Raw genomic sequence first — 13,892 nt, forward strand, 5'->3', positions numbered from 1 at the left:
CAGGCGGCGCCGTGAGTATTGATACCAGGGCCCCCACCCCCCCAGGGGTCCCGAGCCGAGAGGCGCCCATGGTCGCCGGTCGGCCCGTCCATCGCTCGCGTTCCCTTCCCACCTCCCGGAGGGACCGCGACGGACGGGCCGGGCCGGCAGGCTCCGGATCTGATGACCGGCTTCGGCCGGGCCGGAGCAGGGCCGCGGACGCCTCTCGGCTCGCCCCCCTCGGGGCGGCGGCTGCCAACGTCGTCCCGACCGATACGCGAGGCCCCTGGTGACTGCCAACACCGGGGGCCTCGCGGCGTCTCACAGGCCGGTGACCAGCAGCTCCGCGAAGGCGCGCGCGGCGGGCGCCGGCGACGCGGGCAGGGCCACGAAGATGTCGCGGTAGGTCGCGGTGCGGGTGGGCACGGCGACGATGCCGGGGATGGCGGGGCTCGCGTCGAGCGCCATGCGCGTGAGCAGGGCGACGCCCAGGCCCTCGGCGATGAGCCGCTGCGCGGCGATGTAGTCCTCCGTGACGAACGCGATGTGGGGGTCGAAGCCGGCCTCCCCGGCGGCCGCGACCAGGTGGGTGCGGCAGCGGATGCAGCCGGAGATCCAGCGCTCGTCGGCGAGCGCCGCCATGTCGACCGCGGGGCGGGACGCGAGCGGATGGGTCTCGGGCAGGATCGCGAGGTACTCGTCGCGCCCGAGCGGCGTGGTGGGCATGTCGAGGGGCGGCGGCGTCGCGGCATCGGAGAAGCCGATGACCAGGTCCGCGGCGCCCTCGCGCAGCAGGGCGAGCGCGGGGTCCGTCTCGGTCTCCTCGAGGCCGATCTCGATGCCGGGGTAGGTGCGAGCGAACTGCGCGAGCGGGCGCGGGAGCACGGTCGCGCAGAACGAGGTGAACGCCGCGATGCGCAGCGTCCCCACGCGCAGCTCGGAGTGGTGGTGCAGCGCGCGCTCCGCGTCCTCGAGGCTCGCGGCGATCGCATCGGCATGCGCGACGAGCGCCTCGCCTGTCGCGGTGAGGCGGGTGACCCGGCCGGCGCGCAGGGTCAGCGGCACGCCCGCCCGGCGCTCCAGCGCGCGCAGGTGGTGCGCGACGGTCGGCTCGCTCAGCTGGAGGGCGCGCGCCGCCGCGGCCTTCGACCCGTGCCGGGCCACCTCGCGGAGGATGAGCAGACGTTCGACATCGATCACCGGACCATCATCTCATCGAGGTCTGGGTGCTGGTCATGCGGTCTTGTGGTGGTGTCGGCGCACGGTGAGCATGGGGGCATGCTCGACATCGCCTCGGCCTTCCGCCCCGCACCCGGGTACCTCGACACGCCGTCGTACGGGCTGCCCGCCCGCGCGACCGCCGCAGCCGTGCGGCACGCCGTGCGGGCGTGGGAGCGCGGCACCCTCGACCCGGTCGCGCTCGACGGCGCGGTCGACCGCATGCGCGTGGCCTTCGCGGCGCTGGTCGGGACGCGGGCGGAGGACATCGCCCTCGCGGGCTCGACGTCGCAGGTGGTGGGCATGGTCGCCGCCTCGCTCCCCGACGGCGCGCGCGTGGTGATCGCCGAGGGCGACTTCTCCTCGGTGATGCTGCCGTTCACCCACGACCCGCGGCTCGACGTGCGCGTGGTGCCGCTCGCGCGCATCGTCGCCGAGACCCTGAGCGGCGCGGACCTGGTCGCCGTGAGCGCGGTCCAGAGCGCCGACGGCGCGGTGCTCGACCTCACGGCGCTCGCGGACGCCGCCCGGGTGTCGGGCACCCGCACGCTGCTCGACGTCAGCCACGCCGCGGGCTGGATGACGCTCGACGCGCGCGCGTTCGACGTGGTGGTCGCGAGCACCTACAAGTGGCTCGGGACGCCCCGCGGGATCGCGCTGGCCGCCGTGCGGCCCGAGGCGGCCTGGGTCCGCCCCGTCGCGGCGAGCTGGTACGGCGCCGACTGTCCGTGGTCCGCGCTCTACGGTCCCCACGTGGAGCTGAGCGAGAGCGCGCGGCGGCTCGACACGTCGCCGCCGTGGCAGCTCGTCGAGGCCGGTGCGGTGGCGCTCGAGCTCCTGGTGCGCCAGGGCGTCGAGAGCATCGGCCGCCACAGCGTGGGCCTCGCGGACGGCCTGCGCGCGCGCCTCGGCCTCGCGCCAGGCGCGTCGCCCATCGTCTCCCTCGCCGGCGTCGACGCGGCCGTGCTCGCCCGTGCGGGGATCCGGGCCGCGGGCCGCGGCGGGCGCGTCCGCCTCGGCTTCTATCTCTACAACGACGAGCGCGACGTCGATGCCGTGGCGAACGCCCTGCGTGTCGCGCACGCCGCCTGATCCGTCCCTCGCGCGCCGCCGACCCGGGTGATGTGGGCGCGCCTCCGCGCCGGTTACGCTTGCCGGATCGGGGGCAGGAGGGACGATGCGCATCGCACCACGGATCGCCGCGGCGGCGTCCGCGCTGCTGCTGCTTGCGGGCTGCACCGGCGACGAGCAGCCGGATCCCGGGCCCAGCGCCACGGGCGCGCCGACCACGGACGCCGGCGTCCCCGTCAGCCGTGAGGGGCACGTCGAGAACCCCTACGAGGGCGCGACGATGTACGTGAACGCGGACTGGACCGCGAACGTCCTCTCGACCGCAGGGGAGACCGCCGACTCGTTCCTCGCGGACGACATGCGCGCGCTGTCGACGCAGCCGACCGGCGTGTGGCTCGACCGCATCAAGACCATCGCCGGGACGGACTCCGTCCGGGGTCTCGAGGCGCACCTCGACGACGCGGTGAGGCAGGCCGCGAACGATCCCGACGGCGCGCCCGTCGTGGTGACGCTCGTGATCTACGACCTCCCGGGCCGCGACTGCTACGCGCTCGCCTCGAACGGCGAGCTCTCCGCCAACCAGGAGGACATGGCGCGGTACCGCACCGAGTACATCGACGCGATCGTGGACATCCTCGCGCGGGACGAGTACGCGGACCTGCGCATCGCCGCCGTGATCGAGCCCGACTCCCTGCCCAACCTCGTGACCAACGCGGATGCGGAGGCGTGCCAGGAGGCGGCGCCGTACTACCGCGAGGGCATCGTGTACGCCCTCGACACGTTCGCGTCGCTCGCGAACGTGTACTCGTACCTGGACGCCGCGCATGCCGGCTGGCTCGGATGGCCGGACAACGCGGGTGCGGCGGCGGCGCTGTTCGCGGAGGTCGCCCAGGAGACCCAGTCGGGCTTCGCGTCGATCGACGGCTTCGTCACGGACACCGCGAACACCACGCCGCTCGAGGAGCCGTTCCTCGAGGCCGGGGCCCAGGTGGGCGGGCAACCCGTGGAGGCCGCATCGTTCTACCAGTACAACCCCGACCTCGACGAGGCCTCGTGGGCCGCCGACCTGTGGCAGCGCCTGGTCGCCGCCGGCTTCCCCGAGTCCACCGGCATGGTGATCGACACGAGCCGCAACGGTTGGGGAGGCCCCGACCGCCCGACCGCCGCCTCGACCTCGAACGACCTCGAGACCTATGTGGACGAGTCCCGGGTGGACCGCCGCGGGCATCGGGGCGCGTGGTGCAACGTGTCCGGCGCCGGGATCGGCGAGCGGCCCGTCGCGTCGCCCGAGGGCTACCCCGACGCGCACCTCGACGCCTTCGTCTGGGTCAAGCCGCCGGGCGAGTCGGACGGCTCCTCGCGCCTGGTCGCGAACGATCAGGGCAAGGGCTTCGACGAGATGTGCGACCCGGCGTACCGCTCGGACCGGCTCGACGGTCAGCTGACGGGCGCGCTCCCGGACGCGCCCATCTCGGGTGCGTGGTTCCCGGCGCAGTTCAGCGAGCTCGTCGCGAACGCGTACCCCGCCGTCGGGCAGGGGTCGGAGTCGGCCGGCGGCTCCACCTCGGGCGAGACCGAGGCGCCCACGATCGACGGGGCCTGCGCCGCGACGCTGACGATCGAGCAGATCTGGACCAACGGCTACACCGCGCGGGTGCTCGTCACGGCGAACGCCGACCTCAGCACGTGGGCGGTGATGCTCCCCGCAGGCACCCAGATCCGTGGCTCCGACTTCTGGAACGCGGAGCACAACGACGGCATCGCGACCCCCAAGGAGTGGAACGACGACCTCACGGCAGGCGCGACCGCGGACTTCAGCTACATCGGGGAGGGCGATCCTCCCGCGGACGGTCCGCTCGAGTGCCGCGCGGAGTGAGGCGCGCGGCGCTCAGCCCGCGAGCTCGAGCCGACGCGCCTCGAGGCCGTCGAGCACCAGGCCGAGCGTGAACTCGAACTCCGCCTGCGTGTCGCACATGCTGAGCGCTCCCTCGGCCGCGTGCAGCTCCATGTCCGCCATCTCGAGCAGGTGCGGGAAGGTGGCCGCCATGGCACGCATCGCCGCCTCGTCGGGCTCTTCGTCCCCGCCGGGGGCGGGGTCGAAGAGCTCGTTCGAGAAGCCGAGCACGAACGAGCCCAGCGCGTGGATCGCGCGATGCGCGAGCGCGTGGTCGAATCCCGCGGCGAGCAGCGTCCCCACGAGCTCGTTGTAGAGCACGAACGCGGACGCGGGCGACTCCTCCTGCTGCGCGATCACGCTCGGCGCCCAGGGGTGGGAGAGCATGATGCGGCGTGCCTCGAGGCACCGCTCGCGCACCGTCGCGCGCCAGTTCGCGCGGTGGACGGCCGTGCCGGCCTCCGCGACCTCGGCCACCACGGCGTCGACCATGCCCGCGATCAGGGCCTTCTTGTCGGCGACGTGGTGGTAGAGCGACATCGCCTCGCGATCGAGCTCGTCGCCGATCGCACGCATCGTCACGGCTCGCATGCCGGACTCGTCGGCGAGCCGGACCGCGGCGTCGAGGATGCGGGCGCGGGTGAGCGGCTCCTTCGCATGCTCGTCGGACACATGACCTCCTGTTGCCTTCATGAACCTTACGGCGTATGGTCGCCTTACGGTGTAAGGACACATCCGGGGGGATCTCATGAACTCGACCACCGCGACCACCCATGACCCGTCCACGGCCGCCTCGGCGGTCTCTCCGAGGACCGCGCCGTATCGGCAGCCGCGCACGCTGCTGTCCGCGCTCTGGCTCTTCGTGATCCTCAACTACCTCTACTGCGACGTCATCGGCTTCTTCGACAAGGACGTGATCCGCGACACCCTCGACGGCACCGGGGCGATGGGCGACTACGGGCAGCCTTTCCTGCTCGGCGCCTCGGTGCTCATGACCATCCCGATCTCCAACGTGCTGATCGCACGCATCGCGCCGCGCGCGCTGGTGCGGTGGGCATCGATCATCGGTGCCGGGGTCATGACGCTCGTGCAGGTCGCGACGCTGTTCGTCGGCTCGTTCACCGTCTACTACGGCTACTTCTCGGCGATCGAGATCGGCACCACCATCGCGATCCTCATCGTCGCGTGGAGGTGGCGCGGCGTCGCATGAGAGCACGGGGCGCGATGCGCCGACCTCAGACGTGGAGCGCCGGCCGGGCGTGTGCTCGGCCGGCGCTCCACGTCTCGCTGGTCTCAGCCGGCGAGCTGCGCGCTCATCTCCCGGGTGCGGGCCACCGCGGCCCGCGCCCCGGCCGAGACGACCCCCTGAAGGCCGGCATCGGTCATCGCCTCGAGCGCGGCCAGGGTGACGCCGCCGGGGGAGCTCACGCGGCGGCGCAGCTCCTGCGGGGTCTCGCCTGACTCGGCGAGCAGCTGCGCGGCGCCCGCGAAGGTCTGCTGCGCGAGCAGCGCGGCGAGGTCGCGCTCGAGGCCCTGCATCACGCCCGCCTCCGTGAGCGCCTCGGTGAACGCGTAGAAGAAGGCGGGCGCGGAGCCCGCGACCACGGTCACCGCCTCGATCAGCTCCTCGGGCACCCGCACCACCAGGCCGGTCGCGCGCAGCATCGCCTCGGCGACGAGCAGGTGCTCCTCGGTCGCGTGCGCACCGGGCGACACGGACGTCGCGCCCCGTCCCACGACCGAAGGCGTGTTGGGCATGATGCGGATCACGGGCGTGCCCCCCGCGAGACGCTCCTCGTAGAACGAGGCGGGCAGCGCGGCCGCCACGGTGAGCACGAGCGCGCCGGGCTCGACCGCCGAGGCGATCTCCTCGAGCACGTCGGCCATCTGCTGGGGCTTGACCGCGAGCACCACCGCCTGGGCCCCGGCGACGGCCTCCCGGTTGTCACCGGTGGCCTTGATCGCATGCGCCTGCACCAGGGCCTCGCGCTTCGCCTCGCCGCGGTTGGCGACCGTGATCGACTCGCCCGGCCAGCCCGCGACCTTCATCGCGGTGATGAGGGTGCCGCCGATGACGCCCCCGCCGATGACGGCGACGGTGGGCAGCGCGGACGGGGAGGACGTGGCTTCGATGCTCATGCGTCCAACCTATCGCGGCGCCTCCGCGAGGTCGCCGTCGAGGTAGCGCTGCAGCGTCGGCGCGTAGACCGCGCAGAGCTCGTCGACCGTGGCGTCGGCGAGCGCGGGGATCGCGAGCACGTAGCGCCCGAGCGCGAGGCCGGTGATCTGCGTCGCGCATGCCGCGGCGCGCGCATCGGCCTGGTCCTTCCGCACGATGCGTCGCAGCAGGTCGCGCTGCATCACGGTCGCCATCGCGGGACCCACCTCCGCGGTCGAGACGGCGGAGGCGAGCACCGCGCGCAGCCGCACGTTCGCGACGGGGTCCTCCCACAAAGACAGCGCGAGCCGCAGGAGGCCCTCGCCCAGGCGCTCGCGCGGCAGCGACGCGAGGTCGACGACCCGCGCATCGTCGCTCTCGAGCGGGCGCATCACCGCGACGAAGAGATCCTGCTTGGTGCCGAAGTAGTGCCGCACGAGCGCCGGATCCACGCCGGCCGCCCGCGCGATCTCCCGCAGGGACGATGCGGCGTAGCCCTTGTCGCCGAAGACCTCCGCGGCCGCGGCGAGGATGTCGCCGCGCGTGTCCGCGCCCGGGCCCCGCGGACCTCGGCCGCGCGGACCGTCCGCCGCGGGGGCCGTCATAGCCCGAGCATCTCCGCGAGGTCGGCGACGTCCTCGGCCGCGCCCTTCGCGACGAAGAGGGCGCTGCCGTTGGTCCAGGCCACGCGCGTGACATCGTCGGACTCGAGCACCGCGCGCTCGCCCACGACGGTGCCGTCGACGGTCGCCTCCGTGAGGTCGGCACCCTTGCCGGCCACCTTGGCGAGCGCCTTGGCGGCGTCCTCCTGCGAGTACAGCTGGCGTGCGACGACCGTCACCTCGTCGGTGCCGTCGGAGTAGGTGAGCAGGTATGCCTCGGCGATCCGTCCGGGCAGCGCGCCGTCGGAGGCGGCGTCCCTCGCGGCCGCGTCGATGAGCGTCCAGTCGCCAGCCGCCGTGGGCATCGCCGCGAGGAAGGGGCTCGGGTCGGTGGGGACGAACGGCTCGAGCGTGCTGCCGGGCTCGGCTGACGGCACGCTCAGCACGTGCTGCTCGGGCAGCGTGATCGCCTCGGGGCGCAGCAGGAGGAACCAGGCCGCGGCGAACGCGGCGCCCAGGATCACCAGTCCCACGAGGATGAGCGGCCAGGCGCGTCCGGGCGTGCGGCCCTCGTCGACACCCGTGCCGTCGCCGCCGTCACCCGCGTCGCCGCCTGCGGGGGCCTCGCTCCCCGCCGTCGCCGCCGGGCGCGCGCCGGCGCTGCCAGAGGCCTCGGCCGGGACGCGCGGCCGGTACAGCGCCGGGGTCGGCTCGTCGTCGCTGCCGGGCTTCGGGACGGTCGCGGCGATGGTCGCCCACGAGGGCACGGCCGGCACGGGCGCCATGGCCGGTGCGGGGGACGATGCGGCGGTGGGGCGAGCGGCATCGTCCGCAAGGACCGGGGTGAAGGCGGGGCCCTCGTCCGCGAGCGGGGCGGGGTCGAGGATGCGGCCGCGCACCTGAGGCACGCCCGCGAGCGGGGTGGGGGCTCCGGCCGCGTGGAGCGCGGCGTTGGCCGCCGCGGTCGCCCCGAGGGCCTCGACGGACGTCCGGTACGACGCCTCGACCTGGGCGGCGGGTCCGCGGTCGCCGTCCGTGGGAGACCACGCCTCGGGAAGGACCTCGTCGGGATCCGGGCCCTCGTACGGGGTCGCGACCTCGTCGATGTCGAGGTCAATCGGCTCGGGCGAGTCCTGGCGCGCGCGTGCGGGGGCGCGCGGCGGCGCGGGCTTCGACGGCGCCACCTCCTCGGGCTGTCCGGCTCGGGCCTCGTGGACCGGGGCCCAGCTCCACTCGTCGCGCGTCATGCGCCCCAGCCTAAGGGCGAGCGCCGACCCCGCCGGCGAGCCGCGCTGTCGGAGGCCGCCGGTAGCGTGAGCGCATGGCGACCTCGACCCGCAAGACCCTTCCCGGCTACCGCTGCAGCGAATGCGGCTGGACCGCCGTCAAGTGGGTGGGGCGCTGCGGCGAGTGCCAGGCGTGGGGAACCGTGGTGGAGGTGGGGGCCGCGCCCGCGGGGCCCGCGACCAAGGCCACCGCGGTGACGGCTCCCGCGCTGCCCATCCCCGAGGTCTCGGCGGCGGCGGCCGCGCGCGCCGCGACGGGCGTGGGGGAGTTCGACCGCGTGCTCGGCGGCGGGCTGGTTCCCGGCGCGGTGATCCTGCTCGCGGGGGAGCCGGGCGTGGGCAAGTCGACGCTGCTGCTCGACGTCGCCGCGCGCACCGCGCGGGCCGGCGGGCGCGTCCTCTACGTGACGGGCGAGGAGAGCGCGGGACAGGTGCGCCTGCGAGCCGAGCGCATCGGGGCGCTCGAGCAGGAGGTGCTGCTCGCGGCGGAGACGGACCTCGGGGCCGTGCTCGCGCACCTCGACGCGGCGGAGCCCGCGCTGGTGATGATCGACTCGATCCAGACCATCGCGTCGGCCCAGGTCGAGGGTGCGCCGGGTGGCGTGGGTCAGGTGCGAGAGGTGTCGTCGGCCCTCATCCAGGCGGCCAAGACTCGCGGCCTGCCCATGGTGCTCGTGGGCCATGTGACCAAGGACGGTTCCGTTGCGGGACCGCGCATCGTCGAGCACCTGGTCGACGTGGTGTGCCAGTTCGAGGGCGACCAGCACAGCCCGCTGCGGCTGCTGCGGGCGCTCAAGAACCGCTTCGGCTCGGTGGACGAGGTCGGCTGCTTCCAGCTGGTCGACTCCGGCATCGAGTCCATCGCCGACCCGTCGGGGCTGTTCCTGTCACGCGACGCCGAGTCCGTGCCCGGCACGTGCCCCACCATCACCATCGACGGCAAGCGGCCCCTGCCCGCGGAGATCCAGGCGCTCGTGGCGCCCAGCGCGCTCGCGAACCCGCGCCGCGCGACCTCGGGGGTGGACGGCTCGCGGGTCGCGATGCTGCTGGCCGTCCTGCATCGTCGCGTGGGGTTGCCGGTCGCCTCCGAGGACGTCTACGTCTCGACCGTGGGCGGCGCCCGCGTGAGCGAGCCGGCGGCGGACGTCGCGCTCGCGCTCGCGCTCGCCTCGGCGCGTGCCGACACCCCGGTGAGGCCCGGCTGGGCCGCGGTGGGCGAGGTCGCGCTGTCGGGCGCGGTCCGGCCCGCGTCGGCGATCTCCCAGCGCGTCGCGGAGGCGGCGCGGCTGGGCTTCACCGACGTGATCGTGCCCGCATCGACCGACACGTCCCGCCTGCCGAGCCAGGTCCGCGTCCACGCGGTGGGCTCGGTCGCGCAGGCCGTCGATCTCGCGCTCCCGCGCGACTGACCGTCGGGACACGCCCCGCCAGCGTCAGGACAGCACGAACGGGATGCGCTCCGCGGTCTGGCCCTGGAAGGTCAGCTGCGCCCAGTACGTGCCAGGCTGGGGAGCCCGGGTGCTGGGCGTGCCGCAGCCCTCGGAGCTCCACGCGCGCGGCCACGAGACCTCGAAGGTCTTGGACTTGCCCGCGTCGAGCAGCCACTCCTTGTCGGCGAGCGTCTTGGTCGCCTTGCAGTCGGACGACGACCAGATGCGCGTGTCGCCCGAGGTGATGAGCAGCGAGCTCTTGCCGGTCGAGGCATCGAGCAGGCAGGCCTCGTCGCCGGTCTGCGTGAGGGTGACGTCGAAGGCGACCGACTCGGCACCCACCCGGGCCTTGTCGCCGAGCACCACGGAGATGTCGCCCTGCTCGCAGGCCCCGATCGAGGCGGCGGGCTCCTCCGCGACGACGGTCGGCTCCGCGGTGGCGCCCGACTGGTCCGCCACCTCGGTGACGGTTGCGTCGACGTCGGCTGCCGCATCGTCCGCGGGTGCGTCGGCGGTCTCCGTCACGGCGGGCTCCGACCCGCCGGCGGCTCCCGCGCCGTCCGTGCCGGTCTCCGAGCCGGACGCGACAGCGCTCCAGATGAGCTTGCCGACCAGCACGATGACCACCACCGCGACCACGAGCACGATCCTGCGTCGCCAGTACACCTCGGCGGGATGCTCGCCCACGGGCTCGCGTAGACCCTTCATGGCAGCCACCTCCGATCCCCATCCACGGTAGGGGCGTCAGGCGCTGGGATGATGGAGGGCGTGCCGACCGTCCCCAGAAACGCCGCCGTGCCTGCGATGTCCGAGACCGCCGCGCGCGTCGACGCGGTGCGCGCGTGGTTCCGGGAGGCCGGCCGCGACCTCCCGTGGCGAGACGACCGCACGTCGGCGTGGGGGGTGCTGGTCAGCGAGGTCATGCTCCAGCAGACGCCGGTGGTGCGCGTCGAGCCGGTGTGGCGGGAGTGGATGTCCCGGTGGCCCACGCCCGCCGCGCTCGCCGCGGACACCCAGGCCGATGCGGTGCGCGCGTGGGGTCGGCTCGGCTACCCGCGGCGCGCGAAGCGTCTGTGGGAGTGCGCGGTCGCGCTGGTCGAGCGGCACGAGGGCGAGGTGCCCTGCGACCTGGAGGCGCTGCGCGCGCTTCCCGGCGTGGGGGACTACACCGCGGCGGCCGTGATGTCCTTCGCGTTCCACCGGCGCGCGCTGGTGCTCGACACGAATGTGCGGCGCGTCATCGGGCGCGCGTGGAGCGGCGAGCCGTTGCCGGCGGCGCACCAGACCGTGGGCGAGCGCGCGCTCGCGGCGTCGCTGATGCCGGAGGACGATGCGGCGGCCGCCGAGTGGGCCGCGGCCTCCATGGAGCTGGGCGCCCTGGTGTGCACGGCGCGCGTCGCGCGCTGCGACGAGTGCCCGCTCGCCGCGTCCTGCGCGTGGTTCGCGGACGGCTGCCAGGGGCTCGAGGCCGCGCCGCGTCGCACGCAGCCGTGGCACGGGACGGACCGCCAGGTCCGCGGGAGGATCATGGCGCTGCTGCGCGCCGCATCGGCTGGGGTGAACGTGACGGGGCACGCGGCGCTCGCGGACGTCGAGCCGGGGCAGCTCGACCGCTGCCTCGAGGGGCTGCTCGAGGACGGCCTGGTCACCCGCGACGAGGCGACGGGACGCTGCTCGCTCTAGCGGCGCATCGTGCCGTCGCCCGCGCGCCCGCGCCCGCTGCGTGCCACTCGTGCCGCTCGTGCCCCGCGCGCCGCGCCTCGCGCGCCCCGCGCGCCCCCGCGCCCCGCGCCCCGTGCTGGCGGGACATGAGGGCCGGGATTCACCCGGATCCAGCCTCTATGTCCCGCCAGGAGGCGGATCAGGCGTAGCGCAGGTCAGGCGTAGCGCGGATCAGGCGTAGCGCAGGTCAGGCGTAGCGCGGATCAGGCGTAGTGCGTGCCGTGGACCGCGTGCGGCTCGATCGCCGCGAGCTCCTCGTCGGTGAGGTCGGGGAAGTCCAGCGCCGCGACGTTGGCCGCGAGCTGCGCGACCGAGGAGGCGCCCACCAGGGCGGAGGTGACGCGCCCGCCGCGCAGCACCCACTGGAGCGCGAGCTGAGCGAGGGACTGGCCGCGGCCCGCCGCGATCTCGTTGAGCGCCCGCGTGCGCTCGAGGTAGGTGTCGGTCAGCTGGTTCTCGTGGAGGAACTGCGAGTGCGTGATGCGCGAGCCCTCCGGGATGCCCGCGAGGTACCGGTCCGTGAGCATGCCCTGCGCGAGCGGCGAGAAGACGATCGACCCGGCGCCCACCGCATCGAGGGCGTCGAGGAGGCCGTCCTCTGCGGTGCGCTCGTACATCGAGTACTTGAACTGGTGGATGAGCAGCGGCGTGCCCAGCTCCTTGAGGATGCGCGCCGCCTCCTCGGTCTCCGCGGGGCCGTAGTTGGAGATGCCCGCGTAGAGCGCCTTGCCCGAGCGGACGGCCTGGTCGAGAGCCATCATCGACTCCTCGATGGGCGTCTCCGGGTCCGGGCGGTGGTGGTAGAACACGTCGACGTAGTCGAGCCCCATGCGGGTGAGCGAGGCGTCGAGGCTGCTGAGCAGGTACTTGCGCGAGCCCCAGTCGCCGTACGGCCCGGGCCACATCGAGTAGCCGGCCTTGGTGCTGATGATGAGCTCGTCGCGGTAGGGCTTGAGGTCGCGCGCGAGGAAGCCGCCGAAGTTCTCCTCGGCGCTGCCCGGCGGGGGTCCGTAGTTGTTCGCGAGGTCGATGTGCGTGATGCCCATGTCGAACGCGGCCAGCAGGATCGCGCGCTGGTTGTCCAGGGAGTGATGCCCCCCGAAGTTCTGCCACAGCCCGAGGCTGATGCGCGGGAGTCGGAGGCCGGAGCGCCCTGAGCGGGCGTAGGGCATGGTCGCGTAGCGGGCAGCGTCGGCCACATACGGGTCGTGGGTCATGCGCTCCACCCTAGGCGTTCACGCGGCGCCCCTCGGATGCGGCGCCCTGGTATCTGCGGTCCCGCCCGCTACGGTGGGTCGCGTGCGGGGGAGCGACTGGCTGGTGGTCCTGGCGGTGGTGATCGCCGTGGTGTGGCCGTTCGCCCGCTGGGCGGTGAGGGTCCTGAGCGCGGTCCCGCGCGGCAAGCGGGCAGCGCTGGCGCGACGAGCCCTCCAGGTCGCGGCGGACCGCGATCCTCCTAACCGCGTGCCGCGCGACGCACCGCCGGTGATCGCTGCGCTCTACGGACCCGCGCCCGCGGCGCGGGTGGTGCCGCTCGACGTGTGGCACGAGCTGGACGGCCTCGTCGCGGAGGTGCGGGAGGTGAGCGACGCGGAGGACGCGGCCTTCGGTGCCGCGATCGACGTCGACGGCTCGGTGCTCATGCTCGAGCGTGGCGGTCCGGTGGGCGACTCGCTGTGGATCGCGAAGCCCGACGGCGTGAGGATCGCCGTGGCGGAGGCGCGTGCGGGCATCATCCTGGGGGCGAGCATCGACCGCGGCCGATGCGCGTGGTGGTACGCCATGCCAGAACGCAAGGTTGCGCAGATCCGGGTGTGGGACGAGGCGCACGGCGTCGCGATCCTGGGAGAGGTGCGCTACGAGCTCGACGAGCTGGCCGACGAGCCGTACGGGTGGCTGGTGGTCGAGGGCGACGTGGTCGTCGGGACCCTGCTGGGCGGGGTCGAGGGGATGGTCGTCGCGGTGCGCACGGGCCTCCCGCTCGTGGTGCTCGGCGGCACGCGGTTCGTCACTGTCGCACGCGATCTCGCGGCGGAGCGCCGTGGCGAGCGACGCGTGTCCGTCTCGCTCTTCGGCCCCGAGACCGATCGTGCCGATCAGCTGACCTCGCTCGACCTCTCGGTGTTCCCACCCGCGCGCACACCTGTCCGGCGCGGTGGCATCCCCGGTGGCTCGGTGGCGGACGGCGAGGCGGTGATCCAGTGGTCGCGGCCCCGCGTGCTCGAGCTCCCGGGCCCGCTTCACGTGCCGATGCGGGACGGACGGGCGTTCGCGACCGATCCGGTCTTCGACGGCGAGCACGTCGCCATGGGCCTGGTCGGCATCCCGAAGCGCACCGTCGCCACGGTCCTTCACCCGGCCACCGGCGCCCGGACCTCGCTGCCCGGCGCCTCGCACGGCAGGGTGCAGATCAGGAACGGCCGGGTCATGTGGACGGAGGTTCTCCCCGGGACCTCGCCACGCTACGTGACCCGGGTCGGGGCGCTGCGCCGTCCCGGCGGCTGAGCCCGGACCGAGGGACCGGACGATGCG

At 74.2% G+C, this 13,892-nt stretch carries 13 protein-coding genes; 6 read left to right on the forward strand and 7 right to left on the reverse strand.

All coding sequences use genetic code 11. The features are described 5' to 3' along the window. Nucleotides 1-300 precede the first annotated feature (300 nt). Complete coding sequence (locus AOM06_RS10750; protein WP_062305750.1) at nucleotides 301-1,179, reverse strand: LysR family transcriptional regulator; 879 nt, start codon at nucleotides 1,177-1,179, stop codon at nucleotides 301-303. Nucleotides 1,180-1,257: 78 nt separating this feature from the next. On the opposite strand from AOM06_RS10750, the gene AOM06_RS10755 reads away from it, so the two are divergent. After that, complete coding sequence (locus AOM06_RS10755; RefSeq protein ID WP_156163679.1) at nucleotides 1,258-2,289, forward strand: aminotransferase class V-fold PLP-dependent enzyme; 1,032 nt, start codon at nucleotides 1,258-1,260, stop codon at nucleotides 2,287-2,289. 85 nt (nucleotides 2,290-2,374) lie between these two features. Next, entirely contained in the window at nucleotides 2,375-4,144 is a 1,770-nt protein-coding gene (locus AOM06_RS10760; RefSeq protein WP_082105505.1) for a glycoside hydrolase family 6 protein, read from the forward strand. Nucleotides 4,145-4,156: 12 nt separating this feature from the next. Here AOM06_RS10760 and AOM06_RS10765 read toward each other — a convergent pair whose 3' ends face one another. Further along, a complete protein-coding gene (locus AOM06_RS10765) occupies nucleotides 4,157-4,834 on the reverse strand; it encodes a TetR/AcrR family transcriptional regulator (protein ID WP_228372929.1) in 678 nt (225 codons plus the stop codon). Between the two features lie 76 nt (nucleotides 4,835-4,910). On the opposite strand from AOM06_RS10765, the gene AOM06_RS10770 reads away from it, so the two are divergent. Beyond that, on the forward strand, nucleotides 4,911-5,372 hold the full coding sequence (locus tag AOM06_RS10770; RefSeq protein ID WP_062305756.1) for a DUF6326 family protein: 462 nt from the start codon (nucleotides 4,911-4,913) through the stop codon (nucleotides 5,370-5,372). 83 nt (nucleotides 5,373-5,455) lie between these two features. Here the strand turns inward: AOM06_RS10770 and proC are convergent, their stop codons facing one another. The 3 genes from proC to AOM06_RS10785 are packed head-to-tail and all read right to left on the reverse strand — an operon-like array spanning nucleotide 5,456 to nucleotide 8,169. Further along, nucleotides 5,456-6,301, reverse strand: a complete 846-nt coding sequence (proC, locus tag AOM06_RS10775; protein ID WP_062305759.1) for a pyrroline-5-carboxylate reductase — start codon at nucleotides 6,299-6,301, stop codon at nucleotides 5,456-5,458. A 9-nt stretch (nucleotides 6,302-6,310) separates the two neighbouring features. Beyond that, complete coding sequence (locus tag AOM06_RS10780; RefSeq protein WP_062305762.1) at nucleotides 6,311-6,925, reverse strand: TetR/AcrR family transcriptional regulator; 615 nt, start codon at nucleotides 6,923-6,925, stop codon at nucleotides 6,311-6,313. Then, the gene (locus AOM06_RS10785; RefSeq protein ID WP_062305765.1) at nucleotides 6,922-8,169 is read right to left on the reverse strand and encodes a hypothetical protein; all 1,248 of its coding nucleotides are present in this window, start codon (nucleotides 8,167-8,169) and stop codon (nucleotides 6,922-6,924) included. Before AOM06_RS10785 ends, AOM06_RS10780 begins: the two co-directional genes overlap by 4 nt. A 74-nt stretch (nucleotides 8,170-8,243) precedes the next feature. Between AOM06_RS10785 and radA the strand changes: the two genes are divergently transcribed. Continuing rightward, a complete protein-coding gene (radA, locus tag AOM06_RS10790; RefSeq protein WP_062305768.1) occupies nucleotides 8,244-9,617 on the forward strand; it encodes a DNA repair protein RadA in 1,374 nt (457 codons plus the stop codon). A 24-nt stretch (nucleotides 9,618-9,641) separates the two neighbouring features. Here radA and AOM06_RS10795 read toward each other — a convergent pair whose 3' ends face one another. Then, the gene (locus tag AOM06_RS10795; protein ID WP_062305769.1) at nucleotides 9,642-10,346 is read right to left on the reverse strand and encodes a hypothetical protein; all 705 of its coding nucleotides are present in this window, start codon (nucleotides 10,344-10,346) and stop codon (nucleotides 9,642-9,644) included. A 60-nt stretch (nucleotides 10,347-10,406) separates the two neighbouring features. On the opposite strand from AOM06_RS10795, the gene AOM06_RS10800 reads away from it, so the two are divergent. Beyond that, nucleotides 10,407-11,321 (forward strand): HhH-GPD family protein, encoded by a 915-nt coding sequence (locus AOM06_RS10800; RefSeq protein WP_439644739.1) that lies wholly within the window; start codon nucleotides 10,407-10,409, stop codon nucleotides 11,319-11,321. A 242-nt stretch (nucleotides 11,322-11,563) separates the two neighbouring features. On the opposite strand, the gene AOM06_RS10805 is transcribed toward AOM06_RS10800, so the two are convergent. Beyond that, on the reverse strand, nucleotides 11,564-12,577 hold the full coding sequence (locus AOM06_RS10805; protein ID WP_062305771.1) for an aldo/keto reductase: 1,014 nt from the start codon (nucleotides 12,575-12,577) through the stop codon (nucleotides 11,564-11,566). Nucleotides 12,578-12,659: 82 nt separating this feature from the next. Here AOM06_RS10805 and AOM06_RS10810 point away from each other — a divergent pair, with 82 nt between their 5' ends. Beyond that, nucleotides 12,660-13,865 (forward strand): hypothetical protein, encoded by a 1,206-nt coding sequence (locus AOM06_RS10810; RefSeq protein ID WP_156163680.1) that lies wholly within the window; start codon nucleotides 12,660-12,662, stop codon nucleotides 13,863-13,865. The last annotated feature ends 27 nt before the right edge of the window (nucleotides 13,866-13,892 follow it).

It is taken from the genome of Demequina subtropica, assembly GCF_000971235.1.
Lineage (GTDB): Bacteria > Actinomycetota > Actinomycetes > Actinomycetales > Demequinaceae > Demequina > Demequina subtropica.

Coding starts and splice junctions, on each gene's coding strand:
- AOM06_RS10770 (WP_062305756.1), top strand. CDS start 4,911: ATGAACTCGACCACCGCGACCACCCATGACCCGTCCACGGCCGCCTCG.
- AOM06_RS10755 (WP_156163679.1), top strand. CDS start 1,258: ATGCTCGACATCGCCTCGGCCTTCCGCCCCGCACCCGGGTACCTCGAC.
- AOM06_RS10795 (WP_062305769.1), bottom strand. CDS start 10,346: ATGAAGGGTCTACGCGAGCCCGTGGGCGAGCATCCCGCCGAGGTGTAC.
- AOM06_RS10785 (WP_062305765.1), bottom strand. CDS start 8,169: ATGACGCGCGACGAGTGGAGCTGGGCCCCGGTCCACGAGGCCCGAGCC.
- proC (WP_062305759.1), bottom strand. CDS start 6,301: ATGAGCATCGAAGCCACGTCCTCCCCGTCCGCGCTGCCCACCGTCGCC.
- AOM06_RS10760 (WP_082105505.1), top strand. CDS start 2,375: ATGCGCATCGCACCACGGATCGCCGCGGCGGCGTCCGCGCTGCTGCTG.
- radA (WP_062305768.1), top strand. CDS start 8,244: ATGGCGACCTCGACCCGCAAGACCCTTCCCGGCTACCGCTGCAGCGAA.
- AOM06_RS10780 (WP_062305762.1), bottom strand. CDS start 6,925: ATGACGGCCCCCGCGGCGGACGGTCCGCGCGGCCGAGGTCCGCGGGGC.
- AOM06_RS10805 (WP_062305771.1), bottom strand. CDS start 12,577: ATGACCCACGACCCGTATGTGGCCGACGCTGCCCGCTACGCGACCATG.